The 17487-nt window shown below is 66.3% G+C and carries 18 protein-coding genes and 1 tRNA gene; 9 read left to right on the top strand and 10 right to left on the bottom strand.

Features of this window, described 5'->3' with window-relative positions:
* The first annotated feature begins 86 nt into the window (after positions 1–86).
* Entirely contained in the window at positions 87–821 is a 735-nt protein-coding gene (locus tag E4487_RS04960; protein ID WP_175252835.1) for a sulfite exporter TauE/SafE family protein, read from the top strand.
* Here E4487_RS04960 and E4487_RS04955 read toward each other — a convergent pair.
* Entirely contained in the window at positions 818–1852 is a 1035-nt protein-coding gene (locus E4487_RS04955; RefSeq protein WP_257229338.1) for a DUF1176 domain-containing protein, read from the bottom strand. The genes E4487_RS04960 and E4487_RS04955 overlap by 4 nt on opposite strands.
* Before the next feature lie 217 nt (positions 1853–2069).
* Between E4487_RS04955 and E4487_RS04950 the strand changes: the two genes are divergently transcribed.
* The 3 genes from E4487_RS04950 (at position 2070) to E4487_RS04940 (ending at position 3686) form a co-directional block, all read left to right on the top strand.
* Positions 2070–2771 carry a YebC/PmpR family DNA-binding transcriptional regulator gene (locus E4487_RS04950; RefSeq protein WP_175252833.1) on the top strand — a complete coding sequence of 234 codons (702 nt, stop codon included), beginning with the start codon at positions 2070–2072 and terminating at the stop codon, positions 2769–2771.
* Positions 2772–2809: 38 nt separating this feature from the next.
* On the top strand, positions 2810–3229 hold the full coding sequence (locus E4487_RS04945) for an NUDIX domain-containing protein (protein WP_175252832.1): 420 nt from the start codon (positions 2810–2812) through the stop codon (positions 3227–3229).
* A 127-nt stretch (positions 3230–3356) separates the two neighbouring features.
* On the top strand, positions 3357–3686 hold the full coding sequence (locus tag E4487_RS04940) for a DUF2025 family protein (RefSeq protein ID WP_152489303.1): 330 nt from the start codon (positions 3357–3359) through the stop codon (positions 3684–3686).
* A gap of 18 nt (positions 3687–3704) precedes the next feature.
* Here E4487_RS04940 and E4487_RS04935 read toward each other — a convergent pair whose 3' ends face one another.
* The 3 genes from E4487_RS04935 to E4487_RS04925 are packed head-to-tail and all read right to left on the bottom strand — an operon-like array spanning position 3705 to position 6894.
* Entirely contained in the window at positions 3705–4592 is an 888-nt protein-coding gene (locus E4487_RS04935) for an FHA domain-containing protein (RefSeq protein WP_175252831.1), read from the bottom strand.
* Between the two features lie 15 nt (positions 4593–4607).
* Positions 4608–6089, bottom strand: a complete 1482-nt coding sequence (locus tag E4487_RS04930) for a serine/threonine-protein kinase (RefSeq protein ID WP_175252830.1) — start codon at positions 6087–6089, stop codon at positions 4608–4610.
* A 16-nt stretch (positions 6090–6105) separates the two neighbouring features.
* Complete coding sequence (locus tag E4487_RS04925; protein WP_175252829.1) at positions 6106–6894, bottom strand: protein phosphatase 2C domain-containing protein; 789 nt, start codon at positions 6892–6894, stop codon at positions 6106–6108.
* A gap of 143 nt (positions 6895–7037) precedes the next feature.
* Here E4487_RS04925 and E4487_RS04920 point away from each other — a divergent pair, with 143 nt between their 5' ends.
* Positions 7038–7448, top strand: a complete 411-nt coding sequence (locus E4487_RS04920) for a GNAT family N-acetyltransferase (RefSeq protein ID WP_175252828.1) — start codon at positions 7038–7040, stop codon at positions 7446–7448.
* Positions 7449–7556: 108 nt separating this feature from the next.
* Positions 7557–8603, top strand: a complete 1047-nt coding sequence (locus tag E4487_RS04915) for a GGDEF domain-containing protein (protein ID WP_175252827.1) — start codon at positions 7557–7559, stop codon at positions 8601–8603.
* 4 nt (positions 8604–8607) lie between these two features.
* Here the strand turns inward: E4487_RS04915 and E4487_RS04910 are convergent, their stop codons facing one another.
* From E4487_RS04910 to E4487_RS04900, 3 genes are all read right to left on the bottom strand, one after another.
* Positions 8608–8934: a hypothetical protein gene (locus E4487_RS04910; protein ID WP_134677146.1), complete on the bottom strand. Its 327-nt coding sequence runs from the start codon at positions 8932–8934 to the stop codon at positions 8608–8610.
* A gap of 139 nt (positions 8935–9073) precedes the next feature.
* A tRNA-Thr gene (locus tag E4487_RS04905) sits at positions 9074–9149 on the bottom strand.
* Positions 9150–9204: 55 nt separating this feature from the next.
* The gene (locus E4487_RS04900; RefSeq protein WP_134677137.1) at positions 9205–10047 is read right to left on the bottom strand and encodes a S1 RNA-binding domain-containing protein; all 843 of its coding nucleotides are present in this window, start codon (positions 10045–10047) and stop codon (positions 9205–9207) included.
* A gap of 241 nt (positions 10048–10288) precedes the next feature.
* Between E4487_RS04900 and E4487_RS04895 the strand changes: the two genes are divergently transcribed.
* Entirely contained in the window at positions 10289–10480 is a 192-nt protein-coding gene (locus E4487_RS04895; RefSeq protein ID WP_013716575.1) for a hypothetical protein, read from the top strand.
* A gap of 44 nt (positions 10481–10524) precedes the next feature.
* On the opposite strand, the gene E4487_RS04890 is transcribed toward E4487_RS04895, so the two are convergent.
* Together E4487_RS04890 and E4487_RS04885 are read right to left on the bottom strand one after the other, a co-directional pair.
* Positions 10525–11667, bottom strand: a complete 1143-nt coding sequence (locus E4487_RS04890; RefSeq protein WP_175252826.1) for a PQQ-dependent sugar dehydrogenase — start codon at positions 11665–11667, stop codon at positions 10525–10527.
* A gap of 87 nt (positions 11668–11754) precedes the next feature.
* Positions 11755–12480, bottom strand: coding sequence for an ABC transporter substrate-binding protein (locus tag E4487_RS04885; RefSeq protein WP_175252825.1), 726 nt, complete (start codon positions 12478–12480; stop codon positions 11755–11757).
* A gap of 147 nt (positions 12481–12627) precedes the next feature.
* On the opposite strand from E4487_RS04885, the gene E4487_RS04880 reads away from it, so the two are divergent.
* Positions 12628–13605 (top strand): zinc-dependent alcohol dehydrogenase family protein, encoded by a 978-nt coding sequence (locus tag E4487_RS04880; protein WP_037056122.1) that lies wholly within the window; start codon positions 12628–12630, stop codon positions 13603–13605.
* Between the two features lie 76 nt (positions 13606–13681).
* On the opposite strand, the gene E4487_RS04875 is transcribed toward E4487_RS04880, so the two are convergent.
* Positions 13682–15010 carry an MFS transporter gene (locus E4487_RS04875; protein WP_175252824.1) on the bottom strand — a complete coding sequence of 443 codons (1329 nt, stop codon included), beginning with the start codon at positions 15008–15010 and terminating at the stop codon, positions 13682–13684.
* Positions 15011–15286: 276 nt separating this feature from the next.
* Here E4487_RS04875 and E4487_RS04870 point away from each other — a divergent pair, with 276 nt between their 5' ends.
* The gene (locus tag E4487_RS04870; protein WP_134677130.1) at positions 15287–17458 is read left to right on the top strand and encodes a hypothetical protein; all 2172 of its coding nucleotides are present in this window, start codon (positions 15287–15289) and stop codon (positions 17456–17458) included.
* The last annotated feature ends 29 nt before the right edge of the window (positions 17459–17487 follow it).

The raw sequence follows: 17487 nt of genomic DNA, 5'->3' as shown, positions 1-17487 counted from the left end.
CGCCGTTCTCGATCTCGCGCCGGCCACGCAGCCAGCCGCTCGCCCGCCTGCTAACCTGCGCCCTCGTCTCCTGCCCGTGGCCCGCCATGACCCTGCACGATTTCCTGCTGTTCGCCCTGCCGGCGATCTTCCTCACCGGGCTGTCCAAGGGCGGCTTCGGCGGTGCCCTGGGCGGTCTCGCCGTGCCGCTGCTGGCCCTGGCGACGTCGCCGAAGCAGGCCGTCGCCGTCATGCTGCCGATCCTCTGCCTGGCCGACGTGGTCGGCCTCAAGGCCTATTGGCGCAAGTGGGACACGGCCAACCTCAGGGTCATGCTGCCCGGCGCGGCACTGGGCATCGCCATCGGTTCGCTGACCTTCGGCTTCTTCGACGAGCGCGCCATCGGCCTGCTGATCGGGGTGATCGCCATCCTGTTCGTCGGCCTCGGCCTGATCGTCAGCCACCCGGCCCCACGACCGCTGCACAAGGGGCGCGGCACGCTGCTGTCGACGCTGGCCGGCTTCACCAGTTTCGTCGCCCATGCCGGCGGCCCGCCGGTGATGATGCACCTGATGCCGCAGCAGCTGGACAAGGTGCGTTTCGTCGCCACCGTCAACCTGTTCTTCCTGCTGACCAACGCGGCGAAGCTGTTCCCCTACGCCGCGCTGGGCCAGTTCAGCCGGGACAACCTGCTGCTGAGCCTGATGCTCGCCCCCATCGTGCCGCTGGGGGTCTGGAGCGGCCTGTGGCTGCAATCGCGGATCAACCACCTGTGGTTCTACCGCATCGCCCGGCTGGGCATCCTGCTGGCGGGCGTGCAGCTGATCTGGCGTTACCTCTAGTCGGGCTCGGCCACTCGCCACAGCACGGGCCATTCGCCGGGATTGCGCCCAGCGCAGCGCCCCAGATAGCTGAACGAGGCCAGCTGAAAGCGCGCGCCATCGAAGCGCCAACTGCCGGCCTCGCCGCAGTCGGCAATGCCGCGGCCCTTGTACAGGTAGGCCAGCTCGCCGCTGTCGTAGCTGACCCACCCGGACAGCCCGTCATGCCCCAGCGGCAGCGGGTCGAGCTGCAGATCGCGCTGCGCATGCGGCGCCTGACGGTCGACGCGGTACACCGCGAAATCGCAGTTGTAGGCCGCGCACCAGGTCTGGATCAGCACCAGGGCTTCGCGCTCGTTGAGCGCGTAAGCCTCGGCCTCGGGCTCGCCGCCCATGTCCTCCTCGGCCCATTGGTCACGGGTTTGCGCCATCACCGCAGCGGCGATGGCCTGGCTTTCGTGCTCGCTCAGCGGCGTGACACCGGGATGAGCGCGCAGCTCAGGTGCTGGCGGCGTAGCCGGCACCTCGCTGTCCGGGCGCGAACCCGGGCGGTACAGGGCACCCTGGGTATCCACCCGCCCCTGCACGGCATCCATCAGCAGCAGGACGGCGGAAAGGCCGCTGAGCGAGACCACCGCCTCGTGCTCGCGCTCCCCGTCCATGCGCAACTGACTGGCGTTGCGCAGCTCGGCCAGCACGGCCTGGGCATCGGCGCCCTCGGCCAGCAACGCGGCCCCGTCGTCCTCTTCCGTCAGGCGCAGGCGCCCGGCACTCGCCAGGGGCCGGCCATCGAGTTGCAGCGGCGTGTAACCGCCCGCTTCGGCATAGTGCAAGGACAGTTGCAACGGTGCCCGGGGCCCCGCAGCGCGCTGCAGGTTCAGGCTCAGGGGCCTGTAGTCGAAACCGTCGGCAGCGCTGATGGCCTCGCAGCCGCGCAGGTTGTCGCAGGCGACCACCCAATCCTTGATCTCGCGGTACAGCGGCACCTGTTCGGGCGCGGCCTGCGCCGTGGCGGCGACCCACAAGGCCATGAACGGACTCCAACGCGGCATGAGCAACTCCTTCTGACGATTGCGCGGGGCCGCCATGTTCTGCCGCCATGCCGGCCCAGGCAAGCGCCACGGCGTCGCAACGCGAACGCCGGCACGACAGCCAGGCGAAATTGCAGGTGCCCTGAGGCGCGCAAGGCACTAGAATCCGCAGCCTATCCGATCGTCAGGCCGCGCTTACGTGCCGACGCCTTTTCACCTATCGGCCAGGAGACCCCAGATGGGCGCCCAGTGGAAAGCCAAACCCAAAGAAGCCGCCGCCAATGCCCGAGGCAAGATCTTCGGCAAGCTGGTGAAGGAAATCATGATCGCTGCGCGCAACGGCGCCGACCCGGACATGAACCCCAAGCTGCGCCTTGCCATCCACCAGGCCAAGAAGGCCTCGATGCCCAAGGACACCCTGGACCGCGCCATCAAGAAAGGCGCCGGCCTGTCCGGTGAGGTGGTCAACTACGAGCGCACCCTCTACGAAGGCTTCGCGCCGCACCAGGTGCCGCTGATCGTCGAGTGCCTGACCGACAACGTCAACCGCACCGTCGCCGAAATCCGCGTGCTGTTCCGCAAGGGCCAGCTCGGCGCCTCCGGTTCGGTGAGCTGGGATTTCGAGCATGTCGGCCTGATCGAGGCCAGCAGCGACGACGGCGCGGACCCGGAGCTGGCCGCCATCGAAGCCGGCGCCCAGGACTTCGTGCCCGATGACGAGGGCGCGACCCTGTTCATCACCGACCCGACCGACCTCGACGCGGTGTGCAAGGCGCTGCCGGAGCAAGGTTTCACCGTCAACTCGGCCAAGCTCGGCTACCGTCCGAAGAACCCGGTCACCAGCCTGACGCCGGAGCAGATGGAAGAAGTCGAAGCCTTCCTCGAGGCCATCGACGGTCACGACGACGTGCAGAACGTCTACGTCGGCCTCGCCGGCTGATGCCTGGCGGGCGTCCCCGGACGCCCGCTGCCTGACTCATGACCACCACCCTGCACATCGCCGCCGCCTGCCTGTTCGACGAACGCGGCCACCTGCTGCTGGTACGCAAGCGCAACACGCGCTTCTTCATGCTGCCCGGCGGCAAGCGCGAAGCCGGTGAGGACGCGCTGGCGGCACTCGGCCGCGAGCTGTTCGAGGAGCTGGAACTGCGCCTGGACGCCGATGCGCTGCACGCGCTTGGCCAATTCCAGGCGGCGGCTGCCAACGAAGCCGACACCTGGCTGCAGGCGGACATCTACCGCGCCAGCCTGCCCCACCCCGTGCAACCGGCTGCCGAGCTGGAAGAGCTGCGCTGGCTGGCCCTCGATGCGCCCCTGCCCGACGACCTCGCGCCGCTGCTGCGCGAACAGGTGCTGCCGGCCCTGCAACGCCTGCCTGGCAACCCGCGCACCCTGTAGGGCCACCCTCGACGCCCGGCGGTTTCTTGATCCACGGCAACGCGAGCGTCAGCCCCGGCGGTTAGGCTGCGCCGATAAACAGAACCATTCGCCTTGCCTGCAAACCCCACAGGAAACGAGGTTTGCCATGAGTATCACGTCCACCCAGATCTGCCAGGCCGCCGACCAGTTGCAGGGTTTCGTCGGCTACAACGCCAAGACCGGGCAGTACCTGCTGCGTTTCTCCGAAGACAGCTTCGGCCTCGATGTCCCCGCCGAGACCATCACCCCCACCTGCGAATACGTCTGGCACGAAGCCGAGGGCGAGCTGATGCGCCTGGACCGCCAGCGCCTGGCCTGGCTGCAGGAGCAGCGCATCGATGACCGGGTCAATCTCAGCGAACCGCTGCGGGTCTATCTGCGCCGCAGCGACCTGCCGGAAATCCATGCCGAACGCCGGCGCCTGGCCTCGGCCTGAATCGTCGCGCCTGGCGGTCTAGCCGAGCAGGCGCATCGACAGCGCGCCAAGGACCACGCCGAGCACCAGGATCAGCGCGCCGCCCAGCCACAGCCGAGCGCTGCCGGGCGCAGCAGGCGTGGCCTCGGCAACGGCCTTTGCCTGGGCAGCGGCGCGCAGGGGATTGGCCGCAGCGGGTGACGCGCCCGCCTGGCGGCGCGCGGCCTGCGTGGCCGTGCCAGCACCCTTGCCCGCCAGCGCCTTGGGCAGGTCGGCGACGCGCATGAACTGGGTGGCGTCCTCGTCGGGCTCCTCGCTGACGTCGACCTTGGGGCCGATCACCAGCAGCGTCACCGAGCCCATCTTCAGCTGGTCCCCCGGTTGCAGCATGGCGGTCCTGACCTTCTGCTGGTTGACCAGCACACCGTTGGCCGAGGCCAGGTCCTTGATCTCCAGCACGTCATCCTTGAGGAAGAACTCGCAGTGCCGGCGTGACAGCTCCAGGTCGCTGAAGCACAACTCGCACTTGCTCGAACGGCCGAAGGTCATCGAGCCGTGGATGTGGAACTTGCGCCCCTGGTGCTCGCCCTGGATGACCTGGAGAAACCAGCGCGGCGCCGGGGCATCCGTCCTGACGCTCGCCTTGGCTGGGTCGACCAGCTGCAGCTCCACGCTGCCCAGGCGCAGGCGATCGCCGTCACGCAGCTGAAAACGGCTGCCGATGCGCTGCTCGTTGACCCAGGTGGCCCCCTGGCTGGCATCGCTCAGGTAGTAGTAGCCCTGGTGCTGGCGAATCTCGGCATGAAAACTGGTGATGCCCGCATCGCCCAGCACCAGCTGGTTGCGACTGTCCTGGCCGATGGTCAGGCGCTCGTCGCTCAACCAGACCGGCGCTTGGCGGTTATCCAGGAACTGCAGTCTGAGCATCGTCAATGCCTCGGTTCAGTCGAAAAGGTTGTTCAGCAGGCGCTTGATCGGGTTCTGCGAGGAACGCTGCGCCGGCCGTGCAGCCGGTTGCGCGGCCTGGCGCACGCGCTCCTGATGGCCGTCGTACAGCGCCAGCAGCCGCTCGTTGTCGGGTTCGGCCTCGAGCCCCTGCTTGATCTGCTCCAGGGCCAGGTTGTACTCGCGCCGCGCATAGGCCGCCTCGGTCTGATCGATGAAGCGCTGCGCCACGCGGTTGATCCCGGCCAGCGCCAGCAGGTTGTCCGGCTCCCAGCCCAGTACCTGGCGGAAATAGTGCACCGCGCTGTCGTCCTCGGGCAGGATCAGCAGGCCCTCGGCCAGGCGCTGCTCGGCCAGTTGCAGATAGCCCTGGATGCGCGCCTGCAGCACGCGCTGCAAGCCATCGCTGGCCTGGGCGTTGTCGGCATCCAGCAGCAGCGCCTGGCGGAAGTAGTAGTCGGCGTTGTCCTGCGCCGGGGTCAGCAGCTGCCCGCCGGCCAGACGCGCCTCGCCCAGCACGAGCAAGCCGGCGATGCGCTGCTGCAGTTGCCAGTAGTAGCCACCGGCGCCCGCCCCCGCCAGCAGCAGCACGCCAACTAGCGCCCAGGGCAACCAGCGCCGGCGGGCCTGGCGTGGCGGCGCCTTGACTGCCGGCGTCATGCGCGTCAGCTCCTGTTCGGCATCCTGCAGCTCGTCCAGGCTGGCCAGCAGCACGTGGCAGTCGGCGAAGCGTTCGTCCGGCGCCTTGGCCAGCATGCGTTCGAGCAGCCACTGCAGCTCGCGCAACGGCTCGGGCAGTTGCGGTGGCTCCAGCTGCAGCTGGTTCATCAGTGTCTGGGTGTAGTTCTCGCCACGGAAGGGGTTATGCCCGGTGAGCATCTCCAGCAGGATCACGCCCAGGCTGTAGATGTCGCTGCGCGCATCCAGCGCCTGGCACTGCGCCTGCTCCGGGCTGCTGTAGGCCGGGCTGCCGACGGCGATCCCCGACTGGGTCAGGTCGCTGTCGAGTTGCAGCGCCTTGGCCACGCCGAAATCGGTGAGCACCGCCGTGCCGTCGTCGCGGAACAGGATGTTGCCGGGCTTGATGTCGCGGTGCACCAGCCCCTTGTCGTGCACCACGACCAGGGCGCTGGCGATCTGCCGGACGATGCGCAAGGCCCGCGCGGGCTCCAGGCGCTGCCCCTTGTACTGGGCCAGGTCGCCACCGGCCAGGTACTCCATGGCCAGGAAGTGGCGGCCATCGGCCAGCTGGTCGATGCGGTAGATGGTAATGATCGACGGATGCTGCAAGGAGGCGACGATGTGGCCTTCCTTGATGAAACGCTGGGTGAATTCCTCATCCTCGCGATGCAGCAGCACCTTCAGCGCCACCTGGCGCTGCAGGGCCTCTTCGGTGGCCAGGTAGACCTCCGCCATGCCTCCCTTGCCCAGGCGACCATGAATGCTGTAACCGGGTACGTTGATCGAAGGCTGGTTCATACGGCTCGACTGGCACTCAGGATTGACGGAATTTGAACAGTTTGCTCAGCAGGCTGCGCGCCGGCGCCTCGCAGGGCGAGGTAGGCGCAGCGAGGCCGAGGACGATGCAGCTGATATTGTCTCTACCGCCATGGCCATTTGCCAGCCCCAGCAACTGTTCGACCATCGCCTCCAGGGTGGCCGACTCGGCGCAGCAGTGCTGGATGGCCGGGTCATCCAGCTCGCAGGTCAGGCCATCGCTGCACAGCAGCAACAGTTCATCGGCCGCCAGGTGACCATGCAGCAGGCCGACGTCGAGCACCGGCTCACCCTGGCCGAGGCATTGCAGGATCAGGTTGCGCCGTGGATGCTCGCGCGCCTCCTCGACGCTCAGCTGGCCGGCGTCGATCATCACCTGCACCCAGCTGTGATCGTGGCTGAGCTGCTCGATGCGGTCAGCGGCGATGCGATAGGCGCGGCTGTCGCCGATCCAGGCCAGCTCGAAGGCATCGCCCTGCATGCGCACCGCCACCAGGGTGCTGCCCATGTCCGCCGCGCCATCGCTGGACGCGGCGGCGGCCAGCACGGCCTGGTGGGCAGCCTGCACCGCCGCCTCCAGTGTCTGCCCCTGCTCCAAGGCGGCGATCAGGCCATCGAGCGCCCTGGCACTGGCCACCTCGCCACTGGCGTGCCCGCCCATGCCGTCGGCAACGGCCCAGAGGCCGAGTTCAGGCCGACAGGCCAGCGCATCTTCGTTGTGCGTACGCACCCGCCCGGCCGAACTCTGTGCGGCGAACACGATGGTGGGGGGCGACGGTCGGGACACGCGGGAATCCTTGAGCGATGGACGAGCGCGCTCATGATGCGGTGCTGCCGGAGAGCTGTCACGGACCGACAGGGCGCAAATGCGCAGTCGTTAACCAAAATCTGCGGTTAAATGGCAGGCCCTGTCCTCACCCGTGCCGGTCGATGTCCACCCCTCACTACCGTTGCCTGCCCTCCGAGCTGCAGCCGCTGCTCAACAAGTTCTATCGCAGCCATCGCTCGCCCATGCGCGGCCAGGCAGGCGATGAGGTGTGGGTCGCCCAGAGCAGCGAGGACATCGTCGCGGCCCTCAGCCTGCGCCCGGTCAGCGCCGGACAGTGGCTGACCGGCCTGTTCGTCGCGCCCGCGCTGCGGCGTCAGGGCGTGGCCGGCGAACTGCTGCGCGCCTGTCTGGCGCAGCATCCCGAAGCCATCTGGCTGTTCTGCCATCCACAGCTACGCTGCTTCTATCAGCGCCAGGGATTCGTCGACTGCGACCCGCTGCCGGCCGAACTAGCCGAACGGCTGGCCCGCTATCGACGCAACAAGCCGTTAGTATCGCTGCGCGCTCACTGAGCCACCTTTCGCCGAGGGCAGGAATACTGGCACTTTGCTCAGGAATGCCCCTTGCCATGAGCGGTCGAAGCTCTGCATGCTTGGTCCACAACAATGAAAAGAAACGCTATGGCTACCCAGACCGCTCGCCTGCTGAAGCGCCTGCGCAATGATTTTCAGCTTTCGATCATCACCCTGATGGGGCTGTTCGGCATCATCGGCATCTCCCCGTATGCCGTCTATCGCCTGCTGCACGGCAACTACCTGGTCGGCATCGCGGACACGGTCATCGTCCTGTCCACCCTCTTCGCCGTATTCTACGCCTGGGCCACGCGGGACACGGTCAAGCCCGGCATCTACCTGGCGGGCGTGTTCTCCCTCGGCGCCACGCTGATCGCCATCAACCTGGGGGTCAACGGCCTGTTCTGGATCTACCCGCTGATTCTCTTCAACTTCTTCATGGTCACGCCCGGCAAGGCGCTGCTGGCGACCAGCGTGGTGTTGGTCAGCCTGGTCAGTTACGCATTGCTGGTGCCTGGCAGCGTGTTCGAGAGTCACTACCAGATGATCTCGTTCCTGGTCACCTGCATGATGGCCAGCGTGCTCAGCTTCATCTTCGCCTTCCGCACCCGCAATCAGCGCGACCGCCTGCAGCTGCTGGCCATCCACGACCCGCTGACCGGCGCGCGCAACCGGCGCGCCATGAACGAAGAACTGAAGATCGCCATGGCCAGCCATCGCCGCCACAGCGACAGCTACGGCCTGCTGGTGATGGACCTGGACCACTTCAAGCAGATCAACGACCGCTTCGGCCATCACGTGGGCGATCAGGTACTGGTGGCCTTCGTCGAGCTGATCAAGCGCTGCTCGCGCAAGGAGGACCGCCTGTTCCGCTTCGGTGGCGAGGAATTCCTCCTGCTGCTGCCCAACACCGGCCTCGAAGGCCTGCATACGGCCGCGCAGAACCTGCTGCGCAGCGTACAGCAGGAGCTGGAAAGCCCAGGCGGTGGCGTGACGGTGTCCATCGGCGGGGCCATCCTGCACAGCGGCGAGCATTGGGAAAGCTGGCTACAGCGCGCCGACGAATGCCTGTACCGGGCCAAGAGCGAGGGGCGCAATCGCGCAGTGATCGCCGACGCGCCGGGCCACCCCGACAAGCTCGCCGCCAACCGCTGATGCGTCAGCGGCTGCGCTGCTGCTGATAGCTGCCACTGCCTGGCTGACGCTCGATGATCAGCCCACCGGGGTACTCGGTGCTCTGCCGAATGCCGCCGCGCGTCTCGCTGGACTGGCTGCCGTAGCGGCTCTCCTGCCTCACGCTGCCCTGCGGCAGACGCTGCCCGCCATAGAGATTGTGCTGCTCGTAGCGCACCGAGCCGGAAACGCTGCCACTGGCGCCCGGGCTGATGTAGCTCTTGGGGATGACGCGAATGGTCTGCGGCTCGTCGGCCAGCACAACGCCGGCGCAGGCCGCAGCCAGGATCAGGACGAGCGAACGTGCGAACATGAGCAACTCCCATCAGGGCAGGCCCGGCGCCAGGCCGGCAACCCGCAAGCCATCGTCACAGCTGCTTGGACAGCAACGCCAGGGATTTTGCAGCGCCACAACGAAAAAGGGTTGGCCGAAGCCAACCCTTTGCTGGAAATGGTGCCGGAGATAGGAATCGAACCTACGACCTTCGCGTTACGAGTGCGCTGCTCTACCGACTGAGCTACACCGGCTACAAGTCGCCGGCATTATGCGAGTTGCCGCGCCCGCGCTCAAGTCGCCACGCGCTCAATTGTCGAGCAATTCGATACGGTCGTCGTGGATGCGGATCAGGCCCTGCTTGTAGAGCCCGCCGATGGCCTTCTTGAAGTTGCCCTTGCTGACGCGAAACTGCTCGGCGATCAGCTCGGGCGGGCTCTTGTCGCCCAGCGCCAGCACACCACCCTGCTCGCGCAGGCGCTCGACGATCTGCTCGGCGAGGCCACTGGCGGCCTCACGGCCGATCGGTTGCAGGCTCAGGCTGATCTTGCCGTCGGCGCGCAGTTCCTTGATGTAGCCCTTCTCGCGCATGCCGCTGCGGATGAACTTGAACAGTTCGTTCTTGTGGATCAGGCCCCAGTGCTTGCCGTCGATGATGGCCTTGAAGCCCAGGTCGGTGCGCTCGACCACCAGCAGGTCGACCTCCTGGCCCACCTGATAGTCGGCGGGCACCTGGTCCAGATGGCGGTCCAGCCGCGCAGTCGCGGTGAGACGGCGGGTGCGCTTGTCCAGATAGAGGTAGATCACGCAGTAGTCGCCGATCTGCAGCGGGCGCTTCTCTTCCGAGTGCGGCAGCAGCAGGTCCTTGGGCAGGCCCCAGTCGAAGAACAGGCCGACCCGGTTGATGTCCACCACCTTGAGGCTGGCGAACTGGCCGAGCTGGATCTTCGGTTTCAGGGTGGTGGCGATCAGCTTGTCTTCGCTGTCGAGGTAGATGAACACGTTGAGCCAGTCCTCGACTTCGCTCGGCGTGTCCTTGGGGATGTAGCGCTTGGGCAGGAGGATTTCGCCATCCGCACCACCGTCCAGGTACAGCCCGAAGTCGGTGTGCTTGACCACCTGTAGAGAATTCATCCGCCCGATTACGGCCATCGTGTTCCACCTCGCTAAAACAGCCGGCCATTCTACCCGAGTTCGCGGCTCTCCGGGCCTGCCGTGCAGTCATTCGACAGCCGGTCACTACGAGGCCTAAGTCGCTGGAAAACAAGCCATTAAAGGCGGTGAACAGGGGCCTGCCAGGGCCTTGCACAGGTGACTGATTGGCGATTAACCCAGCAGAATGGGGCTGATTGAGGCATAATGGCCGGCCGCCCATCGAAAAGAGATCAAGGTCATGGCCACCCTTCGCGTCAAGTCGTCCGCCAGCAAAGTCAGCAAGCCGGCTCCAGCAGTGGAAACCCGCGAGTCCATCGAGGCGCAGATTGCCGCCTTCCTGCAGGGCGGTGGCGAGATCCAGCAGATCGCCAAGGGTGTAAGCGGTCAGACCTACGGCGGCACTCGCCAGATCACCATCAGCAAGAAGTGATCGTTCGCGGGTGCGCCTCGCGCACCCGACACCCCTCCCCCGCCTTATTCGCTCGCCAGCCCCAGGCGCAGCAAGCGCCCCTGCGGCGCATCCGTCAGCACGTAGAGATAGCCGTCCGGCCCTTGCCGCACGTCGCGTATCCGTGCGTTGAGTGATTCCAGCAAGCGCTCCTCGCGCACGACCCTGTTGCCATCGAGATGCAGGCGAATCAGCGCCTGGCCGGACAGCGCGCCAATGAACAGGCTGTGCTGCCAGGCCGCGAAGCGCTCGCCCGAATAGAACGCCATGCCGCTGATGGCCGGCGACTTCTCCCAGACATGCAGGGGCGGTTCGGTGCCTTCCAGGGTTTTGCCCCTGGCCTCGGGAATCGGCAGCATCGAGTAGTTGATGCCATGCGTCGCCATTGGCCAGCCATAGTTCTTGCCGGCCTCGGGGATGTTGATCTCGTCGCCGCCGCGCGGGCCGTGCTCGTGGGTCCACACGCGGCCGCTCCAGGGGTTGAGCGCCGCCCCCTGCTGGTTGCGATGGCCATAGGACCAGATCTCGCCGCGGGCGCCAGCACGCTTGACGAAGGGGTTGTCCTCGGGGATGCGTCCGTCCGGGTAGATGCGCACCAGCTTGCCCTGCAGCTTGTCCAGCGCCTGCGCGGTGGGACGGTCGTTGTTGTCGCCCAGGGCGATGAACAGGTGGCCCTGCTGGTCGAACACCAGGCGCGAGCCGAAGTGCGTGCCAGTGGACAGCTTGGGCTGCTGGCGGAAGATCACCGTGAAGTTCTCCAGCGCGCGGCTGTCGGCGGACAGCCGTCCGCGCCCGACCGCGGTGCCCGCCGCACCGTCACCGGCTTCGGCGTAAGACAGGTAGACGAGGCGATCCTCGACGAAGTCGGGTGACAGCACCACATCGAGCAGCCCGCCCTGGCCCACGGCGAACACGCCGGGCACCCCACGCAGCGGCGGCGACAACTCCCCCGTGGCGCTGACTCGCCGCAGCATCCCCGGCCGCTCGCTGACCAGGAACCCCTGGCCATCCGGGAGCACGGCGACGGCCCAGGGATTGCGCAGGCCCTCGGCGACGGTAACGACGTCCACGGGCCCCAGTTCGGAGGGCAGCTGGCGCTCCTCGGCAAGGCCGGGCTGGCTGCCGAACAGGGCGAGCACGGCGAAGGTGGCGAGCGACTTGAGCGGCATCCTGGCGTCTCCATGCAGGTGGCGAGCGAGGCGTCATAGTGCAACAGGCCCTGTCCGCCGGCAGCCGCGCAACAGTTTCCTCAGATTTCAGTCCGCCAGGTAGCGCTGCTCGATGCGCTGGTATTCGCCCGACTCGCGCAGTTTGCGCAGGCCCTCGTCGAAGCGCTGGCGCTGTCGATCCAGGCGGAAGCCGACCCGGTACGGCGTGGGTGGGAATATCTCGAACCAGGACAGCGCCTGCGTCACGTCGACCTGGTCGGCCACCTCGCGATTGAAGTAGCGGAGGATGCGCTTGTCGCCCACCACCACGTCCACACGGCCGCTGTAGAGCAGGCGGTTGCGGTTGATCTGCAGGGCCTCCTCGCGGTAGCGCGGGTTGCTCAGGGCCATGCGCTCGAACTCGGGGCCCAACAGCAGCCGCGCACGCTGGAAGGCGCTGACCGAGTAGTTGCCGAGGTCGGCGATGTGCTCGATGCGATAGCCGCGGCTGGCCAGGGCCACCGCCACGTTGTGGTAATAGATGTAGGTCTGCGAGTAGTAGGCCTTCACGCCACTGCGCTGGTGGGTGGTGGCGATCGCGTCGATCTCGCCACGGCGCAGCATCAGGTGCAGGCGCTCCATCGGCGCATAGTAGACGGTGACCTCGAAGCCGGCGTTCTGCGCCGCGCGCTCGATCAACTCGTACTCCAGTCCACGCCGCTCGCCCTCGTAGATGTAAGGCGGCTTGTGCGTGCCGAAGCCAACGTTAAGCACATCTGCCGGCGCCGTCAGGCTCAGGCATGCCAGTGCCGCTGCTACCCACCATCTGAACATCACGGTCCCCGTTGTCGGTCCAGCTGAGCATAGACGGCTCGCGGGAGTCATCACCAGAGTGGATGCAGGTCGATTCACTCCGTTGTGCACTATCGCGACTAGACTGGCTCCACGCATTTCTGCGCCTGCCTTCTGGAGACCCTGACCATGCTCAAAGCCGAATACCAACAGCGCGGCCCGGTGCCGCAAGACGTCATCAGCGCGGTTGCCCTGCAACTGCCGGAGCCTGCTGCCGGGCAGGTGCGCGTCAAGGTGCTGGCGGCGCCGATCAACCCCTCCGACGTGCTCACGCTGACCGGTGCCTACGGCATGCTGCCGCCGCTGCCTGCTGTCGGCGGCAACGAAGGGGTCGGCAAGGTCGAGGCGCTCGGTGCCGGCGTCAGCCAGTTCAAGGTTGGCCAGACCGTGCTCCTGCCGGTCGGCAGCGGTACCTGGGTCAGCGCCATGAATGCCCCGGCGGACAAGCTGATCCCCCTGCCGGACGCCGATCCGCTGCAGTTGGCCATGCTCACCGTCAACCCGCCGACCGCCTCGCTGCTGCTCAGCGAGTTCGTCGACCTCAAGCCGGGTGACTGGGTCATCCAGAACGCCGCCAACTCCGGCGTTGGCAGCTACCTGATCCAGCTGGCCAAGCTGCGCGGCTTCAAGACCATCAACGTGGTACGCCGCGAGTCGGCGGTCGCCGGCGTGGAGGCCGAAGGCGCCGATCTGGTGCTGGTGGACGGGCCGGACCTGGCCAAGCGCGTGCGTGCGGCCACCGGTGGTGCCGAGGTGCGCCTGGGTATCGATGCGGTCGGCGGCGTCAGCACCGACAACCTGGCTGCCGTCCTGGCCAACGGTGGCGTGCTGGTGAACTACGGCATGATGAGCGGCCAGGCCTGCCAGGTGTCGCCGGCCTCATTCGTGTTCCGTGACGTGACGCTGCGCGGCTTCTGGCTGGCCAAGTGGTTCCAGCAGGCCAGCCCGACGCAGCAGATGAAGGTGTTCGGCGAACTGGTGCAGCTGATCGCCAGCGGCAAGCTGAAGACCCGTGTCGCGGCGACCTACGACCTGGAACACATCAAGGATGCCGTGGCCGCTGCCGCCAGCGGCGAGCGGGACGGCAAGATCCTCCTGGTGCCCTGAGGCATCCGGCGACAGCCCTGCATGGCGCATCCACGGATGCGCCAGTCTGCCGGGTGCGCTGCGCGCAGCTTCTGTCTCAGGCCGGCACCGCCCCGCCCAGGCCCTCGCGCATGCGCACGGCGTCCATCTGGAAGCAGCGCGCAGCCTGCAGCAATGCCAGCAGCGTCAGCAGCAGCGCCACCGGGATCAGCAACATCGCATCATGCAGGCCGACGGCCTTGAAGGCCTCGGTCATCTCGCTGGCGCCAGCGGCCTGCATCGCCGCCTGCGCGTAGTGATCCGACAGCCAGCCCACCGCCAGTGGCCCCAGCCCTCCGCCCAGCAGGTACAGGCCGGCGAAGAACAGCGCCATGGCCGTGGCACGCAGACGCGGCTCGATCACATCCTGGATCGCCGTGTAAACGCAGGTGTAGAAGTTGTAGGAGAACAGCCAGCCGAGGCTGAACACCGCGACGAACAGCGCCGTATCGATGCGTCCCGCAGTCAGCGCCCACGTGCTGCAGAGGCAGGCCACCAGCATGCTCAGCGCGGCGAACAACAGACGGCCATTGGCCCAGCGCTGGTGCACCTTGTCCGCCACCCAGCCGCCCAGTGTCAGGCCGACCAGCCCGGTCAGCCCGACGATCACCCCGGTGGCCATCGCCGCCTGCTGCAGGCCCAGGCCGAAATAGCGCTGCAGCATCGGCACCATGAAGGCATTGCAGGCATAGGCGGCGAAATTGAACGCCAGCCCCGCCAGCACCAGCCACCAGAAGGTGCGGATCGCCAGCACCTTGCGCAGCGGTTGCTGCACCGCGGCGCTGCTGACCGGCATGCTTTCCGCAGCGCCCCGCGCCGGCTCGCGGATGAAGAACAGGAACAGCGCGAGAATCAGCCCCGGCAGCGCCGCGATGAGAAACGGCGCCCGCCAGCTGCCGAAGGCCTGCACCATGGCGCCGATGCTGAAGAATGCCAGCAGCAGGCCCAGTGGCAGGCCGAGCATGAAGATGCCCATGGCCCGTGCGCGCTTGTGCGCGGGGAACAGATCGCCGATCAGCGAGTTGGCCGCCGGGGCGTAGCTGGCCTCGCCGATGCCGACGCCCATGCGAATCAGCAGGAAGCTCCAGAAGTTCCAGGCCATGCCGTTGAGCGCCGTCAGGCCGCTCCAGGCCGCCAGGCCCCAGCCCATGATCTTGCGCCGGGCGCCGGTGTCGGCCATGCGTCCGAGCGGGACGCCGGCCAACGCGTAGACGATGGTGAACGCGGTACCGATCAGGCCGAGCTGCAGGTCGCTCAGGCCCCACTCCAGGCGGATCGGCTCGATGATGATGGCGGGAATGGTGCGATCGAAGAAGTTGAACAGGTTGGCCAGGAAGAGCAGGAACAGAATGCGCCAGGCATTCGCGGCTTGCTGATTGGGCTGCACGGCAAGGTCTCCATGTTGTTGTCCGCGTGCGGCCTACTGCGGTGGCGCCTACCTTGGCAGCACCGACCGAACGCTGAGTGATGCGCAATCTAGAGGCTTTGCCTGGCTTTGTCTGCGACCATTCGCTTGATTTATGCAGATCGATGGGAGCGACGGCCAACCAGCGCCAATATCCGGCCGAACAACGCAAAGTGTTTTTTTCCGTGCTAGAACCAATGGGACTGGTCATTTCATGGCCAATGGCCAACATCCCACTGACTCGCCGGACTGTCGCTGATGAAAACTAAAAAAGACGCCGTAGCCCCCGCCAAGGAAGCCACCCTGGCCGATCTCGCCGACACCCTGCTGGCGCCATCCGCGCTGGCGGTGCAAAGCGACACTGGCGAGCAGTACCTGTACTTCACCGAACGCGACATCGAGCGCATCCTCGACAACCTCGATGGCCTGCGCAACATGGTGTTCCCCCTGGGCGAGCCACTGGACGACAGCGAGTCGAGTCGCATCCAGCAGTTCCCCTCGGTGTGCCTGATCGGCCTGGGGCGCTGCGGCTCGAACATCGCCCTGGACGTCGCCTCGCTGGTCTACAACGCCCGCCAGTTCTACCTGGAGGAGTTTCACAGCGAAGCCACGGCGGCCATCGAGCAGGCCTCCCGTCCCAGCCGCTGGATTCGCAGCAACCTGCTGCGCGCGCCGAGCAAGAGCAGCAAGCCGGTGTTCCTGATCGAGCCGCTGGTGATGCTCGGCGACCTGGACAAGGACATCGCCGGGCGCATCCGTTTCTCGCGCAAGGGCGAGATGAGCGGCTTTCTCGACGACTACAGCAAGATGAAGATCATGGACCTGTCCGAGGTGCATGCCGGTGGGGCCGGCAACGCGCCGATCCTCGGCCAGTACCTGGCCAAGATCATCCTCAACAAGGACACCCAGCGCTTCTCCAACGAAGACTGGAAGTTCATCCACAGCTACCTGATCGACTCCTGCGGCATCAAGGCCAACCAGTCGCGGCTGTACTTCTATATCTTCAGCGCCGGCGGCGGCACCGGCTCCGGCATGGCCTCGGAGTTCGGCCTGGCGCAGCAGTTTGCCTACATGAGCAAGACCTTCGACAGCAAGGCGCCGGAGGACGCCGAGACGGAGCGCGATCGTGGCTTCGTCTTCGAGCCGATCTTCACCAGCGGCATCTGCATCCTGCCGAACATCTCCGACCAGCGCAGCGAGATGTCCGAGGCCCTGCACATCAACGCCGGGCGCCTGCTCTGCAAGTACCTGGCCGAGGAATGGGACTTCTCCTACAACTTCGACAACGAGCAGAACAGCGCCGAGAGCGTGATGCGCCGCATCCGTCCGTGGAACGCCATGATGCTGATCTCCAACGACATCATGCGCTACGCCGAGGAAAGCGGTGACGGCAGCATCCACAACATCGACGTGACCGCCATGGAGCGCCACGCCAACCAGTACATCTCGCAGCAGATCTTCAACATCCTCACCGCCCAGGCGGTGACCAGCGACTACGACCAGAACTACTTCCGCCGCGCCGGCATCGACATCGGCGAGACCATCCGCCTCGATGCCAACGACCTGTTCATGAGCCTGGCAGGCCCGGTGGCCGTGGCCTACGCCGAATCCGTGGTGCCCGAGCAGCACGCCCAGCTATCGGAGAAATTCCGCGTGCTGGACAAGGAACAGCACCCGCCCCGGCTGAACATCGACGACCTGTTCTTCCGCTCCATCGACCTGCCGCATTTCAACAAGGTCACCCAGGCCATCGAGGGCATCAGCCTGCTGCCGATCGAATCCAAGCGCTACCGCCAGGCCCTCGAGCAGTACAAGGCCAGCGGCTACGACGCGGCGCAGTTGAGCGACCTGCACTTCTTCAAGAACTGCTCGTCGGTGGTGTCCATCGTCTCCCTGCCCAAGGACTACAAGCTGTCCTACATGGACCTGAACCGGCTCAAGACCCACCTCAACAACCTCTTCCCCAACACCACGCTCAAGCGCTATGCGCTGGTGATCGGCGCCTCGGCCAACCTCTCGCTGACCACCCTGATCGTCAAGAGCCCTTGCCTGTCGGACGATTTCCTGACCCTGATCGTCGCCTACATCAAGCGCTGCTTCGCCCGCGACCAGTACCGCTTCGACGACAGCCTGGACGACGCCATGCTCGACTTCATCGTCGCCGAGCGCTTCAACGAGGCGCAGCTCGACGCCATGCTCAACGAACACGAGGACCCGGCGAAGATCCTCGACACCAACTGGTACGCGATCAAGCCGATGTACGAGAAGAAGTACCGCGAGCTGATCCACGATGCCGAGAAGTTCGTCTCGATCAACGACATCCGCCTGTCGCGCGAGAGCGTCAAGCAGGCGATCAAGTACCTGCGCGAGATCTACCGCCATCGCATCGGCAAGACCCGGGTGATCTCGCTCAACGATTACGGCAAGTAGGCCGTAACGGCGAGCCTGTGCTTCACTGA

Origin of the sequence: Pseudomonas sp. BMW13 (assembly GCF_013357275.1) — a bacterium.
Classification (GTDB): domain Bacteria; phylum Pseudomonadota; class Gammaproteobacteria; order Pseudomonadales; family Pseudomonadaceae; genus Aquipseudomonas; species Aquipseudomonas khazarica.
Note: the sequence above shows the minus strand (reverse complement) of the source record. Positions and strands in the feature narration are given on the sequence as shown.